This window comes from Chromohalobacter sp. 48-RD10 (assembly GCF_029889785.1).
Lineage (GTDB): Bacteria > Pseudomonadota > Gammaproteobacteria > Pseudomonadales > Halomonadaceae > Chromohalobacter.
Genome location: NZ_JARANX010000001.1, coordinates 595267 through 614765 on the forward strand (window position 1 = coordinate 595267; position 19499 = coordinate 614765).

The following is a 19499-nucleotide window of genomic DNA, read 5'->3' on the forward strand; positions in this document are numbered from 1 at the left end:
CATAGCCCTCTTGCTGGCGCGTACTGTTCCCAGCGAGTCATCGCCATGCTCAAAAGAGACATTGCCATGCCAACCGCAGCCTCGCTTATCGTTCGCGCCCTTACCATAAGCGCGACTTGTTCCGGCTCCAGGGGCGTGCTATTCAAGCAATGATCGAAATACGCCCTACCCCGGAGCGTATCTGCCACCCATTCGCCACCGGAGTTCGCCATGGAGGCCTCGACCGCCGCCACCTCGTCTCGTTCCCAGCCTGCTCGCCTGACCGGCATGAGCTGGGCGCATTTTCTCAACGACGGCGCCGCCAATTATCTACCGGGCGTACTACCAGCGATTTTGATCTCGCTCAATCTATCCGTGGCACTAGCGGGTACGATCATGGCGGCCTTGTTGATGGGCCAGGCGCTGCAACCACTAGTGGGAATTTTCGCCGACCGTGTCGGTGGTCGTGTCATGGTCGCCCTGGGGCTCGCCGGTTCGTCGCTGGGCGGCGCCCTGGTAGGCTTCGCCTCGGGTTTCTGGCCTCTGCTCGGCACCCTGCTGTTGATTGGAATCTCCAACGCCTTCTTCCATCCCCAGGCACTGGCCGGCATTCGTCGTCTGGGTGGCGAGCGCCCGGGGACCGCGATGTCGATCTTCATGGTCGGCGGCGAGGTGGGACGCGGCGTATGGCCGGCCCTGGCGAGCTGGGTGGTAGTGCAGTGGGGCCTAGGGTATCTGTGGCTGCTCGCCCTGCCCGCGCTCGTCACGCTGCCGTTCATGCTGCACTGGGCGCCACGTCTGCCGCCACGCGCCACGGATGCCACCCCCATCGCCTGGCGTCTGCATGCCGGCCCGTTATCGCGGCTGGTGGCATTTTCCACGCTACGCTCGCTAATGATTCTCTCGGTCGTGACCTATGTGCCACTGATGTGGGCCCAGGGCGGCGGCGACCTGACCACCGGCGCCAGTTTCATCACCGTCCTGATGGTCGTTGGTGTGATCGGCAATCTCGGCGGCGGGCGGCTCTCGGATCGCTTCGGTCGCCGCCCGGTATTGATCGTCGCCATGAGCGTCTCGGTCATCATGCTGACGGCTTTCCTGTTGGCCGAAGGCATCTGGCTGTGGATCGTGCTCGGCGTGCTAGGCATCAGCCTGTTCGCGACCTTGCCGCTGGGTATCCTCATTGCCCAGGACATCCTGCCCGAGAACCGCTCGCTGGGGTCGGGCATGGCGCTGGGCCTGGCCAACGCACTGGCGGCTCTCGGCGTGATGCTTCTGGGGCCGATCGCCGCGCTTTGGGCGCCCGCCGCGCCACTGTGGATCGCCCTGGGCGGCGGTGTAATCAGCATCTTCCTGGCCAGCGGCCTGCCCGAGCACATGGAAAGGAAACCCTAGTCAGGGATAAGGAGCTTTCGAATGCAGATCGAGTCGTTCATTCGGCGCCTGGCGCTGATCGACGATTACGCCGATACCCCGCTTGGCGAACGTCGGCGCATCTACGAGCGTTTGCATGCCGAATATCGCCCAACCGACCCGGAGGGCATGCAGGTCAACGACGACGTTGTGGCCGGTGTCGCCGTACGCCGCTTCCTGCCGGCACAGACCGTGGGCGAGTGTATCGTCTATATGCATGGCGGTGGTTGGAATCTGGGATCGGCGAAGAGCCACCACGGGATCACCGCCGATCTCGCCGAGCGGCTCGAACGCGAGGTCGTCAGCGTCGACTACCGCTTGCTGCCGGAGGCGCACTACGCTGAGGCACTGGACGATTGCCACATGGTGGTGGCAGCGCTCGCGCCCGTCGCCGTGCTCGGCGATAGCGCTGGCGGCCGCCTGGCACTCGACATCGCGGGTACTAGCCCGTGGTCAGGACTCCTGGGCGTGATTTATCCGCTGGTGGGCACGCCGACAGCCGAGACTCTGGGCCCGGACGCCCCGCTGCTCTCGTGCGCGGATATTCTCTCGTTGTGGGAGATGGCCGCTAACGACGTGCCCAAGCTCGACCCACATGCCCCACCCGCCATGCGCATCGAGGCATTGGCAGTGGAGCACGACCCACTGACGCGGCCACTGGAGCAGGCCATCGAACGCTGGCGTGCAGCCGGTGCCTCGGTCGGCTACCGCTGCGCGCCAAACATGGTGCATTCGGCACTGCACGGCCACGCCGAGCTGCCCGACATGACCGCCGCCTGGCAGGATTTCTGTCAGGCGCTGCGGGCGCGCCTGGACGACGCCTAGGCCTTACCTGTCATCTCGCCCGACCGTCAACTTCCCAGTTGTGCCTTGACTGCATCGATGGCCGGCTCGCCCGCCTTGGTGGTCACGCCTTCGAGCCACTGGGCTACGGTATCGTAGTGGTTGCGGATCCACTCGCTGGCGACTTCGTCGGCGGGACGTTCCTCATGACTGTACTCGTAGATCCAGTCGTTCTGATCCTCGATCGAGATCCGATACTGCGACAGGAAACGATAGAGATTGGCATCCTCCGCTTGAAGCTCGGGCGGCACCACGGTCCAGACCGTGCTCTTGATCTCGGCGACACCACTATCGTTATCGTCCTTGAGGTAATAAAGATCGTAGCTGACGTTCATCCAGTGCGGCTCCCAACCGACGAACGTCACCCACTCCTGATTGGCGATGCGCTGGTCGGCGTAGGCGAGCATCGCCGAGGTCGAACTCTCTCGCAGATCCCAGTCACCGAGCCCCACTTTATCGTCGTCGATGGCCGCCAGAATCGCATCGTTGATGCCTGTACCTGCCTCGATGCCTTGTATCTCGCCATCGAAACGTTCCCGGTACTGGGCGAGATCGGCGACACTATCGACGCCCGCTTCGTGGACGTATTCCGGCACCACCAGCCCCGAATTGGCATCGTCGATGTTCTTGGTAAGCTTGACCACTTTATCGTCGGCCACCAGCGGCTCGACCATTTCTTCCTCAATGGGGTACCAGCCACCAAGATAGACGTCGAGATCGTCGCTGGTCAGACCATTGAGGATGACGCCAACCGCCAACTCGCTTTGCTCGGTGTGATATCCCATCGCCTCAAGAAGTTGCGACGCAACCTCCGACTTGACCGTCACCCCCGGCCACGGCGGTACACCGAAGCGTACGGTATCGAGATCAGCTTGCACCGGTCCGGCAGCGATCCACGCCAACGGCAACAAGGCAAGCGAATGGCGAAATGGCATCTTGCGCATAAGAGGACTCCATTGGTTACTAGTAACCCTCTTACTCTGCGCAACTTAATGATGAACTATTGCCATAAAACGACAAAAAATACACGCCAAGCGTCTAACATGAACTTGCATCGACGCCTGGCGCCACCCTACTGGAGCGATGCGAGCCTCAACGCAACACGTCTTCTTCGCGCAGTAGCGTCAGGATCGCCTCAGCGCCCTGGGTCGGGGTCACGTCCGTCAGCACCTGCCCGCCGCCGCCTTCGGCCTTGGCAGCGGCGGCCTTGAAGCGGTCTCGTGCCGAGGCGGCCTTGACGATCTTGAGGCGTTTGGGACGCTGGCGCGCGGGTTGCACTTGCCATGCAGCCCACTCTTCATCATCGCTCACCGGTCCTGCCGTCGCTTCGAACGCGCCGCGTCGCGCCGGCCCATAGGCGCTCTGGCGCGGCGTGGGGGCTGCATCGTCGACGGTGACGATGACGGGCAGGCGGACCTTGAGTCGCCGCCGCTGACCTCGCGGCAAGGCCTGCAGCAAGGTCGCCATGCCGTCCTCGACGCTTTCCACCGCCGCCAGACCGCTTATCAGAGGCCAACCAAGGCGCTCTGCTAACAGATAAGGCAACAGGCCCGACCCTTCGCCTCGCTCGGCACGTTCACCGGCGATCACCAGATGCGGCGACGTCGCATCCAGAGCCTCGGCAAGCGCAGGGAGTATATCGGCGCTCTCGGGCTGCTCAAGCAGCGCCAGCTCGGTGAAGCCCATGCCCAGATAGCCGCGTAATGCCGCTTCGCTACTTTCATCCCGCAGGCCGGCATGTAACAAACGTACCTGGGCATCCGCCAGGGAGCGCGCCAGTTCCACGCCCCGAGCATCCTGGTCGGCACGCCGCGCCCTTCCCGTTAGCGGGTGGCGGCCGACGGAAACCAGCACCGTCACTTCGAGTTCTGGCGTCATGGCCGATTCAGGCTGCATCGCGTTTCTCCTCTCGTGCCTGAGCCACCAAGGTGACCAACGCCTCGAGTATTTGAGTCGAGTCCCCGATTACCGCAAGATCGGCGCGCTTGATCATGTCGCAACCGGGATCCATGTTGATCGCTACCACCTTGTCGCAGGTCTGAATACCCTGCAGATGCTGGATGGCGCCGCTGATACCCACGGCCACATAGACCCGCGCCGTCACCCAGGTGCCGGTGGCGCCCACCTGACGGTCACGGGCCATGAAACCATCATCCACCGCCACGCGTGAGGCGCCCTTGGTGGCCCCCAACACCTCGGCAGCATGGTGAAACCCTTGCCAATCCTTGACGCCATTGCCGGCAGAGAGAATGAATTCCGCCTCGGAAAGCGCCACGCCTGACGGGTCGACACTCACCTGGCCGAGATCCTGAATGCGCGACAAGGTCGACGGCAACGGCTGAGGCAAGGCCAGTTCGGCAGCGGTGTGACGCGTTTCGCTGACCGGCTCGGCACATTCGGCCAGGGCCAGGGCGAGACGCGGCAAGGGGCGCCGAATGTCCAGCGATCCGGCCGCACCCCGCGCTGTGCAATGCCAACCCGTGGCCACCTCGGCGTCCGCTTCGACCTGCCAGACGCCTGTCGCCGGTCGCTCGCCGAGACGCACTGCCAAGCGTCTTCCCAGTTCTCCGCCGCCCAGTTTGGAGTCCGGCAGCAGCCAATGGCGTGGTGCCCAGGCCTCCTCGGCCATGACCAGCGCTCCCAAACGCGCCTCGGGGGCATAGCCTGCGACCTCCGGTGAATCGAGATGCAGCAGGCGATCGATACCCGCCTCACCGAAGCTCGACTCCTTATGGGGACCGAACACCACGGCCACTACCGCGCCCCGGGCTGCCTGATCGGCATCGGCGAGCTGACGCGCCAGGCCGAGTAGGTCACGGTCATGTCCGCTCAGGCGACCGCCGGCCATGTCCGGTACCACGGCGACCATGAAGTCCGGCGCCTCAATCTCGATCAACGGCTTGCGCTCGGCAGGCGATGTCGCCGCACCGCCGCCACCCGCGCCCTGCTGTGTGCCGCTGCGGTCGATACGTCTCACGCCATTGGGACCGACGAACCCCACCGCATGTGGATTTCTGCGTACGAGACCGCCAGGGCCCCACCATTCGCTGGCCGCGCCCTGACCCGCCGCCAGCAGCACTTCAGCATGGCGTGGATGCAGACGATTGCGGGCGATCCATTCCTGGCGTGGATCGCGACGCGGAAGATCGCTCATGACATGACCTCCTCTGTGACCTGCGCAGTCGAGGCATCACGCGGCGCAGATGATGTCGCCGCCGGCGTGCTATCCAGTGCGGCGACGACCATCTCGGCGATATCCTTGACCGCGACTTCTTCGTCGCCTGTTGGCGGGACGACACCTTCGAACATGGCCGTGCATTGCGGACAGCCCACTACCACCTGCTCGGCCTGGGTCTCGCGCACATCATTCATGCGCATGTCAGGGATGCGTTGCTTGCCGGGAACATCGGTGACCGACGCCCCGCCACCACCGCCGCAGCAACGTGAGCGATAGCCCGAACGTTGCATTTCGACCAGCTCGACGCCCAGCGCTTGCAGCACCGCGCGGGGGGCTTCGTATTCACCGTTGTAGCGGCCCAGGTAGCAAGGGTCGTGATAAGTCACGCGCGCCGCTTGGCCCGGCGCCAGTCGCAACCGACCAGCCTCGATCAACTGATTGATGAAGGTGCTGTGATGCCAGACCGGGTAGTCAGCGTCCTGTCCTTCTGGATAGAAGGCACCGTATTCGTTCTTGAGCACGTGGAAGCTGTGCGGATCGCAGGTAACGACACAGTCGAAGCGATACTGGGACAGCGTGGCGATGTTGCGCCGCGCCAGCGACTGGAAGGTTGCCTCATCCCCGAGACGACGCGCCACATCACCACTGTCACGCTCTTCATTGCCGAGTACGGCGAAATCGACGTCGGCAGCGCGCAACACCTTGACCAGGGCGCGCAGCGTGCGTTGATTGCGCATATCGAAGACGCCGTCACCCAACCACAGCAACACCTCGGCGCGCTCGACGTCGGCCATCAACGGTAGTTCGAGATCCGCCGCCCAGTTGAGTCGTCCACCGGGATCGAAACCGCCGGGATTGTCGGTGGCGATCAGGTTGTCGATCACCTCGGCGCCTTTACCAGGCGTCGCGCCTTCTTCAAGGGTCAGATGGCGGCGCATGTCGACGATGGCATCGACATGCTCGATCATCATCGGGCATTCCTCGACGCAAGCCCGGCAGGTGGTGCAGGACCACAGCGTCTCGGCATCGACCAGCGCCTTGCCGTCTTTGGTGGAAGCCGGCGCGACGATGGGACCATGCGGTGAGCCTTGGTGTTCACCCACCGAGCGGTCCCCAGCCTCTTGAGAAGGGTGGGAGCTGCCGGCATATTGGGCATCGCTCCCCCCGGCCATGCCCACTACCATGTCCTGAATCAATTTCTTGGGATTGAGCGGCTGGCCCGCAGCGAAGGCCGGGCAGACCGCTTCGCAGCGCCCGCATTGCACACAGGCATCGAAGCCCAAAAGTTGGTTCCAAGTGAAATCGGTGGGCTGGCCGACACCCAATGGCGCCTCGGTATCGTCGAGATCGAGCGACTTGAGGCTGGTGGAGGGATATCCACCGTGTTGCGTATCGGAAAAGCGCTCGGGACGGCGATGAAAGGCCAGATGCAAGGCGCCGGCGAAGGCATGCTTCATCGGCCCGCCCCAGGTCATTCCTACCACCAATTCCGCCAGGCCCCAGGCCACCACGGCGGCCAGCACCAGTGCGATCAGCCAGCTACCCGCGGCGTCGGGCAGTATACCCAACGCCGGCAGGGTGACCGCGAAGATGCCCAGCGAAAAAGCCATCAGGCTCTTGGGCAAGCGCATCCACGGCCCTTTCGACAAGCGTGCCGGTGGGTTACGCCGCCGTCGGACGACGAACAGGCTACCCGCGAACATGATCGCGCTGGCCGCCAGCAGCAGCCAGCCTAATATGCCCTCGGCGAGGCCCAGTCCGTGGACGACAATCGCCAGCCCCATGGCGGCGACGAAACCACCGGCAGTAGCCACGTGAGTATTGGCCATCACCTTGTCGCGAGCCACCACATGGTGCAGGTCGACCAGATAACGGCGCGGCATCGCGGCCAGGCCGCGGAAGATAGATACCTGCGATGCTCGTCCCCGGCGCCACAGGCGCACACGCCGCCAGGCACCGAGCGCAGCTACCGCCAAGGCAGCGAAGAGCAGTATCGGCAAGAGGATATCGAGCATATTAACCACCTCACTTTGGGGCTACGAGCTGCGGGCTCCGGGCTACAGTGTTGCTCGCAGCTCGTTGCCCGAAGCTCGTGGCTGACGCGAAGCGTCTTCAGAAATCCTTGCAGATCCGCAGGGCATCGTAGATCGCCGCGTGCGTATTGCGCGGCGCCGTGCAGTCGCCCACTCGGAACAGCAGGAAGCCAGATTGTGCGTCGTCGTCTAGCGTTGCCAGGCTGGGTTGCGGCGCGGCGGCGTAGAGCGCTTCGAGATCGAGTTGACCGTGATTGCGCGAGCGTTCCTTGAGCGCGTAATAAAGCGATTCATCCGGGCGCACGCCATTTTCGACCACCACCTGATCAACCACGCGCTCTTCCTGGACGCCGGTGTATTCGTTCTCCAGTACCGCTACCAGCGATGCGTCCTCGCGATAGACCTTATGCAGCGCCAGGTCCGAGGTCATGATGACCTCCTTCTCGTAGAGGCTACGGTAGTAGGTGGGAAAGGTCGTACCACCAACCGCGCTCCCGGGCTTGGTGTCATCGGTGACGATCTCCACCTGAGCGCCCTTTTCGGCCAGATAGTCGGCCACCGAGACCCCGGTGAATTCACAGAGAGTATCGTAAACCAGCACGTTCTTGCCCGGCGCCACGTCACCGCCGAGGACATCCCAGGCACTGACGACCAAGCTTTCGTCGCGATCTTGTGTATAGCCCCATTCCGGGATCTGGGTCAGAAACGGCTGACCACCGGTGGCGAGGAGAACGATGTCGGGACGCAGGTCATCGATCGTCGCCTCGTCGGCGTGCACACCCAGGCGGACATCGACCTTGAGCCTCGTCAGCTCGAGCTGAAACCAGCGCGTAATGCCGGCAATCTGATCGCGCTGCGGCGCCTTGGCGGCCAGCGTAATTTGCCCTCCCAACGCTTCGGCACCTTCGAACAACGTGACGGAATGGCCACGCTCGGCGGCGACGCGTGCCGCTTCCATGCCACCCGGGCCACCGCCTACGACCACCACCTGCCGTTGGGGGCCGGCGCTTTTCTCGATCTCGTGCGGCATCCCCATGTGCTCGCGGGAAGTCGCCGCGTTCTGGATGCACAACACGTCGAGGCCCTGATACTGGCGATCGATGCAGTAATTGGCACCCACGCACTGCTTGATCCGGTCGGTCTGCCCCATCTGGACCTTGGCGATCAGGTGCGGGTCGGCGATATGCGCCCGGGTCATGCCCACCATGTCGACGTGGCCGCCTTCGAGAATACGGTTGGCCTGGGTGGGATCCTTGATGTTCTGAGCATGGATCACCGGCGCGCCGACCACCTCCTTGATACCCGCCGCCAGATGCAGGAACGGCTCCGGCGGATAGGCCATGTTGGGAATCACGTTGGCCAGGGTGTCGTGAGTATCGCAGCCCGACCCCACTACACCGAAGAAGTCGACCTGGCCGGTGGCATCGTAGTAGGCGGCGATATCCTTCATATCGTCGTGAGTCAAACCATCCGGGTGAAACTCGTCGCCACAGATGCGCATGCCGACCACGAAATCGTCGCCGACCTCGGCACGTACCGCCTTGAGCACTTCCATGCCGAAGCGCATGCGGCCCTCGAAGCTACCGCCCCATTCATCGGTACGCTTGTTAACGCGCGGACTCCAGAACTGGTCGATCAGGTGCTGGTGTACGGCGGAAAGCTCGACGCCATCCAGACCGCCTTCTTTTGCGCGCCGCGCGCCCTGAGCGAAATCGTCGATGACCCGCCAGATGTCTTCTTCTTCGATAGTCTTGCACGTCGAACGGTGCACCGGCTCACGAATCCCCGAGGGCGATAGCAGCACCGGCCAATCGTGACCATCCCACCGCGAGCGACGCCCCATGTGGGTGATCTGGATCATGATCTTGCCGCCGTGCTTGTGAACGGCAGCCGAGAGGTTCTGGAAATGCGGAATGATGCGGTCGGTGGTCAGGTTCACCGAACTCCACCAGGGCTGGGGGCTGTCGATCGACACCGGCGACGAGCCGCCGCAGATAGAAAGACCCACGCCGCCCTTGGCCTTTTCTTCGTAGTATTTGACGTAGCGATCGGTGGTCATGCCGCCATCGGTGGCATGGACCTCGGCATGAGCGGTGCTGACCACGCGGTTGCGAATGGTCAGCTTGCCGATCTCGATGGGTTGGAAAAGTGCGTCGAATGCCATCGTGAAAACCTCAGCCGTCGATTGGGGAACGGGGCGTGACCTGGAAGTAGCCGACATCGCAGCCCGGCTCGGCGGCGCTTTGGGTCTGCTCGGCGATGGTACGCAGATCACTACCATGCGCGGCGAGAATCTGATCCATCGCCCCGGCGAACCAGCCGGTGAACATGTAATCCACCTTGTGGCCGACCTTGCCCTGTTGATAGACGAAGGCGCTGTCTTCCAGGCGTACACGGGCACGGCCCGCATCGAGATCGAAGGCCTCGGTGAAAAAGCGTCCCCAGCCGCGTTGAGAGAGTCGCTTCATGTAATGTTCAAAGACATCCACACCTTCCAGGCCATGGCATTCGGCTTCCTTTTCGCACCAGTGCCAGGCGCTCTTGTAGCCGGCCTGGTAGAGAATCTCGGCATAGGTCTCGATACCCAGCGCCTGCTCTACGGCGACGTGATTGTTGATAAAGAAATGGCGCGGTACGTAGAGCATGGGGAGCGCATCGGTGGTCCACACGCCGGTCTCGCTATCCACTTCGATGGGCAGTTCGGGAGGCATCTTGGTCACGGTCGTATTCCTCGTTTTTGAAACTTGCAGTGCCGTGGCAACAGGAGCTAGAAGTAAGCGCCGCTGCGCGGCTAGAAGAAGGAAGTACGGCGCTACGCGCCTTAAGATGGAAGATAAACGCATAGTTTCACTTCTCTACTTACGTCTTCCCTCTTATTTCTTCTTTCTTCCCTCTCCGCTCTTTATTCGCCCCATACGTCCTTGAGCACTCGCATCCAGTTCTCACCCATGACCTTGCGCACCTGTCGCTCGCTCATCCCGCGTCGCAAGAGCGCTTCGGTGAGGTTGCCGAACTCGCCGATGGTGCGAATACCCTCGGGATTGATGATGGTGCCGAAGTTGGTCAGGCGCCGGGCATAGCCCTTGTCGTGGGTGAGCCACTCGAAGAAGGCTTGATCCTGCCCCTGGGTGAAATCGGTGCCGATCCCGATGGCGTCCTCTCCGACGATGTTCATCACGTATTCGATGGCTTCGACGTAGTCATCGACAGTGGCGTCGACACCGGCGCGCAGGAAGGGAGTAAACATGGTCACGCCGACGAAACCGCCATGCTCGGCGATGAAGCGCAACTCGGCATCGGACTTGTTGCGCGGGTGTTCCTTGAGGCCGGACGGTAGGCAATGGGAGTAGCAGACCGGCTTCTCGGACGTCTCGATAACTTCACGAGAGGTGGTCTCGCCAACGTGGGACAAGTCGCACATCACACCCACACGATTCATTTCGGCGACGATCTCGCGACCGAATCCGGAAAGACCGCCGTCGCGCTCGTAACAGCCGGTGCCGACCAGATTCTGGGTGTTGTAGCACATTTGCACGATACCCACGCCGAGGCGCTTGAAGACCTCTACGTAGCCGATCTGATCCTCGAAGGCGTGGGCGTTCTGGAAACCGTAGATAATGCCGGTCTTGCCTTCTTCCTTGGCGCGGGTGATATCGGCGGTGGTGCGCACGGGCCTCACCAGATCATCGCACGCTGCAAGTAGTGCGTTAGTCTGGACGATATTATCGACGGTGGCCTGAAACCCTTCCCATACCGAGACGGTGCAATTGGCAGCGGTCAAACCGCCCCGGCGCATGTCTTCAAGTAGTTCGCGGTTCCATTTGGCGATGACCAGGCCATCGATGACGATGGCGTCGTCGTGCAGTGCTTGCGCGGTCATGAGTATCGCTCCGGGGATGGTGTCATGCGGCCAGCTTAGCCCCGTCCCCGAGACCGTCGACGCTTGGAAGCGACGAGGAAAATTCCAAATGCGTCACGCCTTGTCATCGGTATTAACGCAACGAGGCCGCCCGATGATCGGACGGCCTCGTTGGAAGCGGTACCTCGGCCGCATGAATAGCGCGAATACGCGCTACCCCAAATGCACACTCGCGTAGGTGGGCTCGCCCTGCGCCTGAGCCAGGGCCTGCATCGCACTGGAGGCACGGGACGCGACATAAGCATCGTCTTCATTGCCCGCAGCGAGGTTGGCGGGCGTCAGCGTCACGCTGGCGCTCGCCAGACGCGTCAAGCGTTCGTCACGCGGCGGCGTGCCGAAGTATTCTCGATAGCACTTGGAAAAATGCGGTGTGGAAACGAACCCGCAAACCGAGGCGATTTCGATAATCGACATCGAGGTCTGGCGCAGCAGTTGTCGGGCACGGGTCAGACGCAGCTTGAGGTAATAGCGCGACGGCGAGCAACTCAGATATTTCTGGAAGAGGCGCTCGAGTTGGCGACGCGAGACGTTGACGTAGTTCGCCAGTTCATCAAGGGCAATGGGCTCTTCCAGGTTAGCCTCCATCAGCGACACGATCTCGAGCAGCTTGGGCTGGCTGGTGCCCAGTACATGCCGCAGCGGCACACGCTGCTGGTCTTGCTCGCCACGCATGCGATCGCAAATGAACATGTCGGAGATCGCCGCCGAGAGCTCGCGGCCATGATCACGGGCGATCAGCGTCAGCATCATGTCCAACGGCGCGGTCCCGCCAGAAGCCGTGGCGCGGTCGCGGTCGATGGAGAACAAACGGGTGGTCAGCGTAGCGCTTGGGTAAGCTTCCTGGGCAGCGGCCTGGAATTCCCAGTGAATGCTGCATTCGTAGCCATCGAGCAGCCCCGCCTTGGCCAGTGCCCAACTGCCGGTACACAGCGCGCCGATGCGTCGCGACTGGCGCGCCTGCGCCTGCAGCCACAGCACATGTTCACGTGTGACATGACGCTGGATGCCGACGCCGCCACACACGAACACCATGTCGAGTGCCAACGGCTCGTGCATGCCGTTATCGGGCGTGATCAGCAATCCATCGCTGGCCCGTACCGCCTCTCCGTCCGGGCTCAACGTGGTCCACTGGTAAAGTTCACGCCCCGCCAACTGATTGGCCATACGCAACGGCTCTACTGCCGAGGCCAACGAGATCAGCGTGAAATTATCCATTAACAAGAAACCCAAACGCAGCGGCGCATCGGGGGCGGTAGGCGGCGCGGGACGATCGCTCGTCATGGCCATCAGCGGTTCTCCTCGGGTCACGTTCGGAGCCACTGGTAGTGCTTCACCAGGGGTGTATTGTCATTGTCGGAAATTGGTTTCTACGTCTTGAGTGTGACGAGATGACGCCCCTTCAACGTATCTAAAAGCGTCATCTCATGCTATCAAAAACGACATCCCTATGACGTTTTCAAGAAAATGCCCCGCGCCAGTTCATCGCCTGGGCGGGGCATGGGTCCAGCACGGCACCTAGCAGGCTATCGGCCTTGACACCGCTCTGCCACTAACGCTTTCGCTGCAGACGCTCGGCGTGATAGCGCAGATGCTCTTCGATGAAGGTCGCGATGAAGAAATAGCTATGATCGTAACCCGGCTGACGGCGCAGGGTCAGCGGATGGTCGTGCTTCTCACAGGTAGCCTCGATGCGCTCGGGCATGAGTTGTTCGTCGAGGAAGTTATCCGCCTCGCCCTGATCGATGAACAGCGGCTGGCGCGATGCGCCCTTGGCGATCAGTTCGCAGGCGTCGTATTGCGTCCATTTGCCATGATCCTCGCCGAGATAGGCGGTGAAGGCCTTCTGCCCCCAAGGCGAGACAATGGGATTGACCACCGGAGCGAACGCCGAGACTGAAGAATAACGCCCAGGTTGGCGCAAGGCCAACACCAGCGCGCCATGACCGCCCATGGAATGTCCGCTGATGGCTTCCCGCCCGTTGAGCGGGAAATGTTGACGCGCCACCGAGGGCAGCTCCTCGGTAACATAGTCGTACATACGATAGTGCTTGGACCACGGCGCCTGATTGGCATTGACGTAGAAGCTCGCGCCGGAGCCGAAGTCATAACTATCGTGCTCACCGGGGAGGTCGGTGCCGCGCGGACTGGTGTCCGGACAAATGATGGCCATGCCCAGCTCGGCGGCCACACGTTGCGCGCCGGCCTTCTGCATGAAGTTCTCGTCGTTGCAGGTCAGCCCCGAGAGCCACCACAACAGCGGTACCTTGTCGGTTTCCGCCTGGGGCGGCAGATAAATGGCGAAGATCATCTCGCAATCGAGCGCACGCGAGTGGTGCTTGTAGCGCTTCAGCCAACCGCCGAACGACTTGGTGGCGGAGACCAGCTCCAGCGATTCGGATATGGTCATGGTACTCTCCCTGAGAAACCGGCAGCATCAAGCCGCCGGCGGATGGAACGACATCGGCACGCGCCCGAGCGTATATCAGACGCTCTTCGCGCAACATCAGGCGCGATGGCTCAATCCCGAGCGCGTATCAAGCGCCTTTCGTGCGGCATCGGGCGCGATAAATCAGATGCTTTTCGCGCAGCTTCGGGCGCGTGTCAAAAATGCAGCACGGTACGAATGCTCTTGCCGGCGTGCAGCAACTCGAACGCCTCGTTGATCTCCTCGAACGCCATGTCCTGAGTGACGAACTCATCGATCTTGAGCTTGCCATTCATGTAGTCGTCGACGTAACCCGGCAGTTCGCTACGGCCCTTGACGCCACCGAAGGCAGAGCCTTTCCAGACGCGCCCGGTCACCAGTTGGAACGGCCGCGTGGCAATCTCCTCTCCGGCCCCGGCGACGCCGATGATGATCGATTCGCCCCAGCCCTTGTGGCAGCACTCCAGTGCGCTGCGCATGACGTTGACGTTGCCGATGCACTCAAAAGAATAATCGACGCCACCATCGGTCAGGTCGACGATCACCTGCTGAATGGGGTCCGAGTAGTCCTTGGGATTGACGAACTCGGTGGCACCGAACTGACGCGCCAGGTCGAACTTGTCAGGATTGACGTCGATGGCGATGATCCGGCTTGCCTTGGCCATCTGCGCACCCTGGATGACCGCCAGGCCGATGGCGCCGAGGCCGAACACGGCGACAGTAGCGCCCGGCTCGACCTTGGCGGTGTTCATCACCGCGCCGATGCCAGTGGTGACGCCACAGCCCAGCAGGCAGATCTTGTCCAGCGGCGCCTCGGAGGACACCTTGGCCAGCGAGACCTCGGGCAGCACGGTATATTCGCTGAACGTCGAGCAGCCCATGTAGTGGTGCAGCGACTGGCCGTCCTTGGAAAAGCGCGAGGTGCCGTCGGGCATCACGCCCTTGCCCTGGGTGGCACGGACCGAACTGCACAGATTGGTCTTGCCGGAGAGGCAGAACTTGCACTGACCGCACTCGGCGGTATACAGCGGAATGACGTGATCGCCGGGCTTGAGGCTGGTGACACCCTCGCCGACTTCCTGGACAACACCTCCCCCTTCATGACCCAGCACCGCCGGAAAGTTGCCTTCCGGATCGGCTCCGGAGAGAGTAAAAGCGTCAGTATGGCAAACGCTGGTTGCCTTGATCTGAACCAGTACCTCGCCGGCTTTGGGCCCTTCGACGTCGATCTCGGCAATCTCCAGCGGTTTGCCAGCTTCCCAAGCGATGGCGGCGCGTGATTTCATCAGGCATTCTCCTTCGTCGATCATGGCGGCGCCCGATGCGCCAGCAAAGGCAGTCTAGGCGCGCGTGGTTAACCCCACCAGTCTAGGCAGTTGGCGCGCTTGGATAAATGCTTACGACGTCACAACATTATTGCCGTGGAGCAACAATGCAGCGCTGGGATCGCATAGAGGCTTTCATCGAAGTCGCCCGCTTGGGCACGTTTTCCGCCGCTGCGCGGCATTTGAAGGTTTCCACCTCGTACGTGAGCCGCTCGATTGGGCAGCTCGAGAGTCAACTCGGCACGACGCTCTTGTACCGCACCACGCGCCAGACGCGTCTCACCGACGCTGGCGCTCTCTACTATCGGCATTGCCGCCATTTATTCGATGGCTTTCGCGAGGCAGAGGAAGCCATCGTCGACTTCCAGTCGCGACCCAAGGGCACATTGCGACTGACCTGTGCCACCACCTTCGGCGAGCGCTACATCGCCCCGCTGGTCAACGATTTCCAGCGTTTGCACCCGCAGCTCGAAGTCGACATGCACTTCACCAACCGCCAGGTCGAGTTGATCGAGGAAGGGTTCGACGTTGCTATCCGCATGGGCGTGCTGCGTGACTCGAGCTTGATCGCGCGACGGTTATGCGAGCGTCGCGAATACGTCGTCGGCGCGCGCGAATACTTCGAGCGCGCTGCACCGCCACATTCATTGGCCGAGTTACCCCATCACAACTGCCTGCGCGGTTCTCGCGATAGCTGGCTGTTCGAGGTCAACGGCCAGCGCCGGGAAATACGTATCGAGGGCCGCTGGCGCGCCAATTCCGGGCCGGCACTGCTCGATGCGGTATTGAAAGGCCTGGGACTGGCGCAATTGCCGGACTACTACGTGGCGCCGCACTTGGCGCAGGGACAGCTAGTGTCGGTGCTGGATGCCTATCAGTTCACCGACACTGCAGTGTGGGCAATCTATCCGCGTCACCGGCATCTCTCGCCCAAGGTGCGTCAGTTCGTCGACTTCCTGGTCGCGCGACTGTCGGACACGCTACAAGCCTGACTCGCACCCCTCGCGACAGCCTCGTGGCTCATTCTCCCGAGGTAGGCCATAGCCCATCACGCAGATACCGCCCGGCGAATTCGGCTTCATGCGCCAAGGCATCGGGATCGAGCAATTCGACCCACTGGCGCTCTCGAATCAGCAGTCCATCCTCGCGGAACCCGCTCAATGTCCGGCTGACATGTACCGAGGTGAGGCCCAGCGCATCGCCCAGTTGCTGTTGCGACAGCGGCAGGCGAAAACGCCGCGTGGCGTATGGCATGGTGCGCTGCAAACGCATGTACATCTCGTAAATCAGGTGGGCCAGCTTCTGGCGCGCGCTGCGTCGTGCCAGATTGATCAGACGCTCTGTCAACAAGGCCTGCTGTTGCGAAGACACGGCGAAGAAGATCATCGACAGCGTAAAGGATTCGCGAAACACCTCGATCAGGCGTCGGTGAGGAAAATCACAGACGACGCCGTCGTCGATCATCATTACCCCGGAGAGGCGCTCTTGAAAAGCGAATTCGCGCAGGCCGATGACGTCCCCCGGAAGCAATATCTCGAGAATCTGACGCGAGCCGTCCTCCATATCGCGGAAGGAATACGCCCACCCCTTGGAGAGCGTGCAGAAACGCCCTGCCGGATCGTCGGTTTGCCATAGCGCCTCGCCGCGTTCGACCTCACGCGGCTCTCGTTCGAGCGAGTCCAACAGCGCCTCGTCACTCTCGGTAAGATCCGCGTAATGCCGGAAATGGCGGATGATACAGCTATCTGTCTCGCTCATGAGCGACCTTCTTTCTGTTTCTTCGGAGTCCTGAACGGGCTGCCGAGCCTATCCCGGCAACACTATGCGCACTATGTTGCGAGGGAATAAAACCATAGAAGACCGCACGGTGCGATCCCGAATCAAAAAAAAAGGCGCCACACGGGCGCCCCAAAGGGTTGATCGAACGATTCAGTGTCAGCATTCGATGGCATTCACCGCCAGGCCACCACGCGAAGTTTCCTTGTACTTATCCTGCATGTCGGCGCCGGTATCGCGCATGGTACGAATGACTCGGTCGAGGGAAACGAAATGTTCACCGTCGCCCCCCAGCGCCATCTGCGCGGCGTTGATCGCCTTCACCGAAGCGATGGCGTTGCGCTCGATGCATGGCACCTGTACTAGTCCGCCGATAGGGTCGCAGGTCAAGCCCAAGTTGTGCTCGAGTCCAATCTCGGCGGCGTTCTCGACCTGCGCGGGCGTGCCACCCATTACCTCGGCCAACCCGGCGGCAGCCATCGCGCAGGCCGAGCCGACCTCGCCTTGGCAACCCACCTCGGCGCCGGAAATCGAGGCATTCTTCTTGCACAGGATGCCAATCGCGCCGGCCGCGAGCAGGAAGTCGACGACATCGCGTTCACAGGCATCCGGCTGAAACTGCATGTAATAGTGCAATACCGCCGGCACGATGCCCGCCGCACCGTTGGTCGGCGCAGTCACCATGCGCCCACCGGCAGCGTTTTCCTCATTGACGGCCAGGGCGAAGACATTGACCCAATCCATCGCTGAAAAGGTCGAGGCGATCACGCTGGTGTTGTCGCTGGCCGCCTGCAGGCGCCGATGTAGCGTGCTGGCTCGGCGTTTGACATTGAAACCACCGGGTAGCACGCCATCATGGCGCAAGCCATTGTCAACGCAGGCCTTCATTGCCTCCCAGATACGCCACAGCGCGTCACGAACGTTTGCTTCGTCGCACCAGGCTTTCTCGTTTTCGAGCATCAGCTCGCTGATGCGTAGCCCATGCGTGCGGCACAGCATGAGCAGTTCTTCCGCAGTTGCGAAATCGTAAGGTAACGTGGTGGTATCGGTATCCAGTGCACCGTTGGCGGCCTGCGACTCGTCGACGACGAAACCGCCGCCCACGGAGTAATAGGTATTGCGATACAGCTCTTCGCCGTGAGCATGGGCTATAAGGCGCAACGCATTGGGATGATAGGCAAGCGACTCTTCATGCCACTGCATGTCGCGTGCCCAGGGAAATGAGATCGGCTGCTGACCGGCAAGCAGCAAGGTCTGCGATTCGCGCAGTTCTTCCATGCAGGCGGGGACTATCTCCGGATCGATGCATGCAGGGCGCTCGCCCATGAGCCCCATGATCACTGCCTGATCGGTACCATGCCCTTTGCCAGTAGCGCACAACGAGCCATGGAGATGCACTTCGATGCGAGTGACACGTGTCAGCCAATCATGCGAGCGCAGCTCATCGATGAAGTCACAGGCCGCACGCATGGGGCCGACCGTATGCGAACTGGACGGTCCAATTCCCACTTTAAACAGATCGAACACACTGATTGCCATGCATGACACCTCGAACAGTCTTTATGCATCAAAATTACTAAACGAACTTGTTAGCAGCTCGATTTGACTTTAGCTTGAAGGCAGCCTGGATGCCGGGCAACGGAGAATAATTCGATCAAGCTTTAGAATGGCTAAATCATGAGCCGCACCCTGCACGCCCAAACCCACGCTTGGCTCAAGGTCTTCGCGATTAGCGCGCGGCACCTCTCCTTCACCCGGGCCGCCGAAGAACTACACGTCACCACCGGCGCGGTCAGCCAGCAGATCAAGCAGCTCGAGGCGCGGCTCGGCTTCAAGCTGTTTCGCCGCCTGCCACGGCGCCTGGAACTCACGGATGAAGGACAACGCCTGGCGACGGTGGTCGATCAGGCCTACGATGCAGTAGGCATGGAGGTGCGTCGCCTGCGTACGGGGGTCATGAGCGGCGTGCTGCGCTTGCGTTGTGTGCCCTCGTTTCTGGCCAAATGGCTGATGCCACGACTGACGCGGCTGCAGGCGCGCTTTCCTGACATCGAGTTGCATGTCGCTTCCGAGGACAGCAACCTGTCATTGCGTGAAGGCGAATTCGAACTGGCCATCGACCTCAACGATGGGCGCTACGCCGGCTTTCAAATCACGCCGCTGATGGACGAAGAAATCTTCGCGGTATGTTCGCCGCAACTGTTGCGCCGACGCCCGCCGCTGGTGCGCCCCGAGGATCTGGGCTACTACCCATTGTTGCATGACGTGACCGCATGGCGCGGCAGCCACGATTACGCCGAATGGGAGCACTATCTGCACGCGTTGGGCGACGAATCGGTCAACGTGCGGCGCGGCTACACCTTCAATCGCAATCACTTGACCGTAGAGGCGGCCATCGCTGGCATGGGCGTAGCGATTGCACGGCGCACGCTGATTACCGATGAGTTCGATAGCGGTGCACTGATCGCGCCATTCACCGGCGCCGTGGCCACCGGCAAGACCTATGGCCTCGTCTATCACCCTGGGGCATTGGATGATCGGCGTGTGCGTGCCGTGCACGACTGGATCGTCGAGGAAGCGATGCGCAGCGGCGAACGTTGAATTCGCC

The 19499-nt window shown here is 61.8% G+C and carries 16 protein-coding genes; 4 read left to right on the forward strand and 12 right to left on the reverse strand.

The window, feature by feature from the left end:
* Nucleotides 1–210 precede the first annotated feature (210 nt).
* Both OP496_RS02640 and OP496_RS02645 read left to right on the forward strand, forming a co-directional pair.
* The gene (locus tag OP496_RS02640) at nucleotides 211–1374 is read left to right on the forward strand and encodes an MFS transporter (RefSeq protein ID WP_280561836.1); all 1164 of its coding nucleotides are present in this window, start codon (nucleotides 211–213) and stop codon (nucleotides 1372–1374) included.
* A 21-nt stretch (nucleotides 1375–1395) separates the two neighbouring features.
* The gene (locus OP496_RS02645; protein WP_280561837.1) at nucleotides 1396–2217 is read left to right on the forward strand and encodes an alpha/beta hydrolase fold domain-containing protein; all 822 of its coding nucleotides are present in this window, start codon (nucleotides 1396–1398) and stop codon (nucleotides 2215–2217) included.
* Between the two features lie 26 nt (nucleotides 2218–2243).
* Here the strand turns inward: OP496_RS02645 and OP496_RS02650 are convergent, their stop codons facing one another.
* From OP496_RS02650 to OP496_RS02695, 10 genes are all read right to left on the reverse strand, one after another.
* The gene (locus tag OP496_RS02650; RefSeq protein WP_280561838.1) at nucleotides 2244–3179 is read right to left on the reverse strand and encodes an ABC transporter substrate-binding protein; all 936 of its coding nucleotides are present in this window, start codon (nucleotides 3177–3179) and stop codon (nucleotides 2244–2246) included.
* 148 nt (nucleotides 3180–3327) lie between these two features.
* A complete protein-coding gene (locus OP496_RS02655) occupies nucleotides 3328–4131 on the reverse strand; it encodes an electron transfer flavoprotein subunit beta (protein ID WP_280561841.1) in 804 nt (267 codons plus the stop codon).
* The gene (locus OP496_RS02660; protein ID WP_280561843.1) at nucleotides 4121–5389 is read right to left on the reverse strand and encodes an electron transfer flavoprotein subunit alpha/FixB family protein; all 1269 of its coding nucleotides are present in this window, start codon (nucleotides 5387–5389) and stop codon (nucleotides 4121–4123) included. The genes OP496_RS02655 and OP496_RS02660 overlap by 11 nt, the downstream gene beginning before the upstream one ends.
* On the reverse strand, nucleotides 5386–7428 hold the full coding sequence (locus OP496_RS02665) for a (Fe-S)-binding protein (RefSeq protein ID WP_280561845.1): 2043 nt from the start codon (nucleotides 7426–7428) through the stop codon (nucleotides 5386–5388). Before OP496_RS02665 ends, OP496_RS02660 begins: the two co-directional genes overlap by 4 nt.
* 97 nt (nucleotides 7429–7525) lie before the next feature.
* Nucleotides 7526–9610 (reverse strand): dimethylglycine demethylation protein DgcA, encoded by a 2085-nt coding sequence (gene dgcA, locus OP496_RS02670; protein ID WP_280561847.1) that lies wholly within the window; start codon nucleotides 9608–9610, stop codon nucleotides 7526–7528.
* Nucleotides 9611–9620: 10 nt separating this feature from the next.
* Complete coding sequence (locus tag OP496_RS02675) at nucleotides 9621–10166, reverse strand: DUF5943 domain-containing protein (RefSeq protein ID WP_280561848.1); 546 nt, start codon at nucleotides 10164–10166, stop codon at nucleotides 9621–9623.
* Nucleotides 10167–10348: 182 nt separating this feature from the next.
* Nucleotides 10349–11326, reverse strand: coding sequence for a dipeptidase (locus OP496_RS02680; RefSeq protein ID WP_280561849.1), 978 nt, complete (start codon nucleotides 11324–11326; stop codon nucleotides 10349–10351).
* A 192-nt stretch (nucleotides 11327–11518) separates the two neighbouring features.
* Nucleotides 11519–12646: a GlxA family transcriptional regulator gene (locus OP496_RS02685; protein ID WP_280561901.1), complete on the reverse strand. Its 1128-nt coding sequence runs from the start codon at nucleotides 12644–12646 to the stop codon at nucleotides 11519–11521.
* 268 nt (nucleotides 12647–12914) lie between these two features.
* Nucleotides 12915–13772, reverse strand: coding sequence for an S-formylglutathione hydrolase (gene fghA / locus OP496_RS02690; protein WP_280561851.1), 858 nt, complete (start codon nucleotides 13770–13772; stop codon nucleotides 12915–12917).
* Nucleotides 13773–13966: 194 nt separating this feature from the next.
* Entirely contained in the window at nucleotides 13967–15076 is a 1110-nt protein-coding gene (locus tag OP496_RS02695) for an S-(hydroxymethyl)glutathione dehydrogenase/class III alcohol dehydrogenase (RefSeq protein WP_280561852.1), read from the reverse strand.
* A gap of 146 nt (nucleotides 15077–15222) precedes the next feature.
* On the opposite strand from OP496_RS02695, the gene OP496_RS02700 reads away from it, so the two are divergent.
* Entirely contained in the window at nucleotides 15223–16107 is an 885-nt protein-coding gene (locus tag OP496_RS02700) for a LysR family transcriptional regulator (protein ID WP_280561853.1), read from the forward strand.
* Between the two features lie 28 nt (nucleotides 16108–16135).
* Here the strand turns inward: OP496_RS02700 and OP496_RS02705 are convergent, their stop codons facing one another.
* Nucleotides 16136–16873: a Crp/Fnr family transcriptional regulator gene (locus OP496_RS02705; RefSeq protein ID WP_280561854.1), complete on the reverse strand. Its 738-nt coding sequence runs from the start codon at nucleotides 16871–16873 to the stop codon at nucleotides 16136–16138.
* A 177-nt stretch (nucleotides 16874–17050) separates the two neighbouring features.
* On the reverse strand, nucleotides 17051–18430 hold the full coding sequence (locus OP496_RS02710) for an L-serine ammonia-lyase (protein WP_280561855.1): 1380 nt from the start codon (nucleotides 18428–18430) through the stop codon (nucleotides 17051–17053).
* Nucleotides 18431–18568: 138 nt separating this feature from the next.
* Here OP496_RS02710 and OP496_RS02715 point away from each other — a divergent pair, with 138 nt between their 5' ends.
* Nucleotides 18569–19492, forward strand: coding sequence for a LysR substrate-binding domain-containing protein (locus OP496_RS02715; RefSeq protein WP_280561856.1), 924 nt, complete (start codon nucleotides 18569–18571; stop codon nucleotides 19490–19492).
* The last annotated feature ends 7 nt before the right edge of the window (nucleotides 19493–19499 follow it).

Coding starts and splice junctions, on each gene's coding strand:
- OP496_RS02680 (WP_280561849.1), bottom strand. CDS start 11,326: ATGACCGCGCAAGCACTGCACGACGACGCCATCGTCATCGATGGCCTG.
- OP496_RS02710 (WP_280561855.1), bottom strand. CDS start 18,430: ATGGCAATCAGTGTGTTCGATCTGTTTAAAGTGGGAATTGGACCGTCC.
- OP496_RS02640 (WP_280561836.1), top strand. CDS start 211: ATGGAGGCCTCGACCGCCGCCACCTCGTCTCGTTCCCAGCCTGCTCGC.
- dgcA (WP_280561847.1), bottom strand. CDS start 9,610: ATGGCATTCGACGCACTTTTCCAACCCATCGAGATCGGCAAGCTGACC.
- OP496_RS02665 (WP_280561845.1), bottom strand. CDS start 7,428: ATGCTCGATATCCTCTTGCCGATACTGCTCTTCGCTGCCTTGGCGGTA.
- OP496_RS02645 (WP_280561837.1), top strand. CDS start 1,396: ATGCAGATCGAGTCGTTCATTCGGCGCCTGGCGCTGATCGACGATTAC.
- OP496_RS02685 (WP_280561901.1), bottom strand. CDS start 12,646: ATGACGAGCGATCGTCCCGCGCCGCCTACCGCCCCCGATGCGCCGCTG.
- OP496_RS02715 (WP_280561856.1), top strand. CDS start 18,569: ATGAGCCGCACCCTGCACGCCCAAACCCACGCTTGGCTCAAGGTCTTC.
- OP496_RS02660 (WP_280561843.1), bottom strand. CDS start 5,389: ATGAGCGATCTTCCGCGTCGCGATCCACGCCAGGAATGGATCGCCCGC.
- OP496_RS02650 (WP_280561838.1), bottom strand. CDS start 3,179: ATGCGCAAGATGCCATTTCGCCATTCGCTTGCCTTGTTGCCGTTGGCG.
- fghA (WP_280561851.1), bottom strand. CDS start 13,772: ATGACCATATCCGAATCGCTGGAGCTGGTCTCCGCCACCAAGTCGTTC.
- OP496_RS02655 (WP_280561841.1), bottom strand. CDS start 4,131: ATGCAGCCTGAATCGGCCATGACGCCAGAACTCGAAGTGACGGTGCTG.
- OP496_RS02705 (WP_280561854.1), bottom strand. CDS start 16,873: ATGAGCGAGACAGATAGCTGTATCATCCGCCATTTCCGGCATTACGCG.
- OP496_RS02700 (WP_280561853.1), top strand. CDS start 15,223: ATGCAGCGCTGGGATCGCATAGAGGCTTTCATCGAAGTCGCCCGCTTG.
- OP496_RS02695 (WP_280561852.1), bottom strand. CDS start 15,076: ATGAAATCACGCGCCGCCATCGCTTGGGAAGCTGGCAAACCGCTGGAG.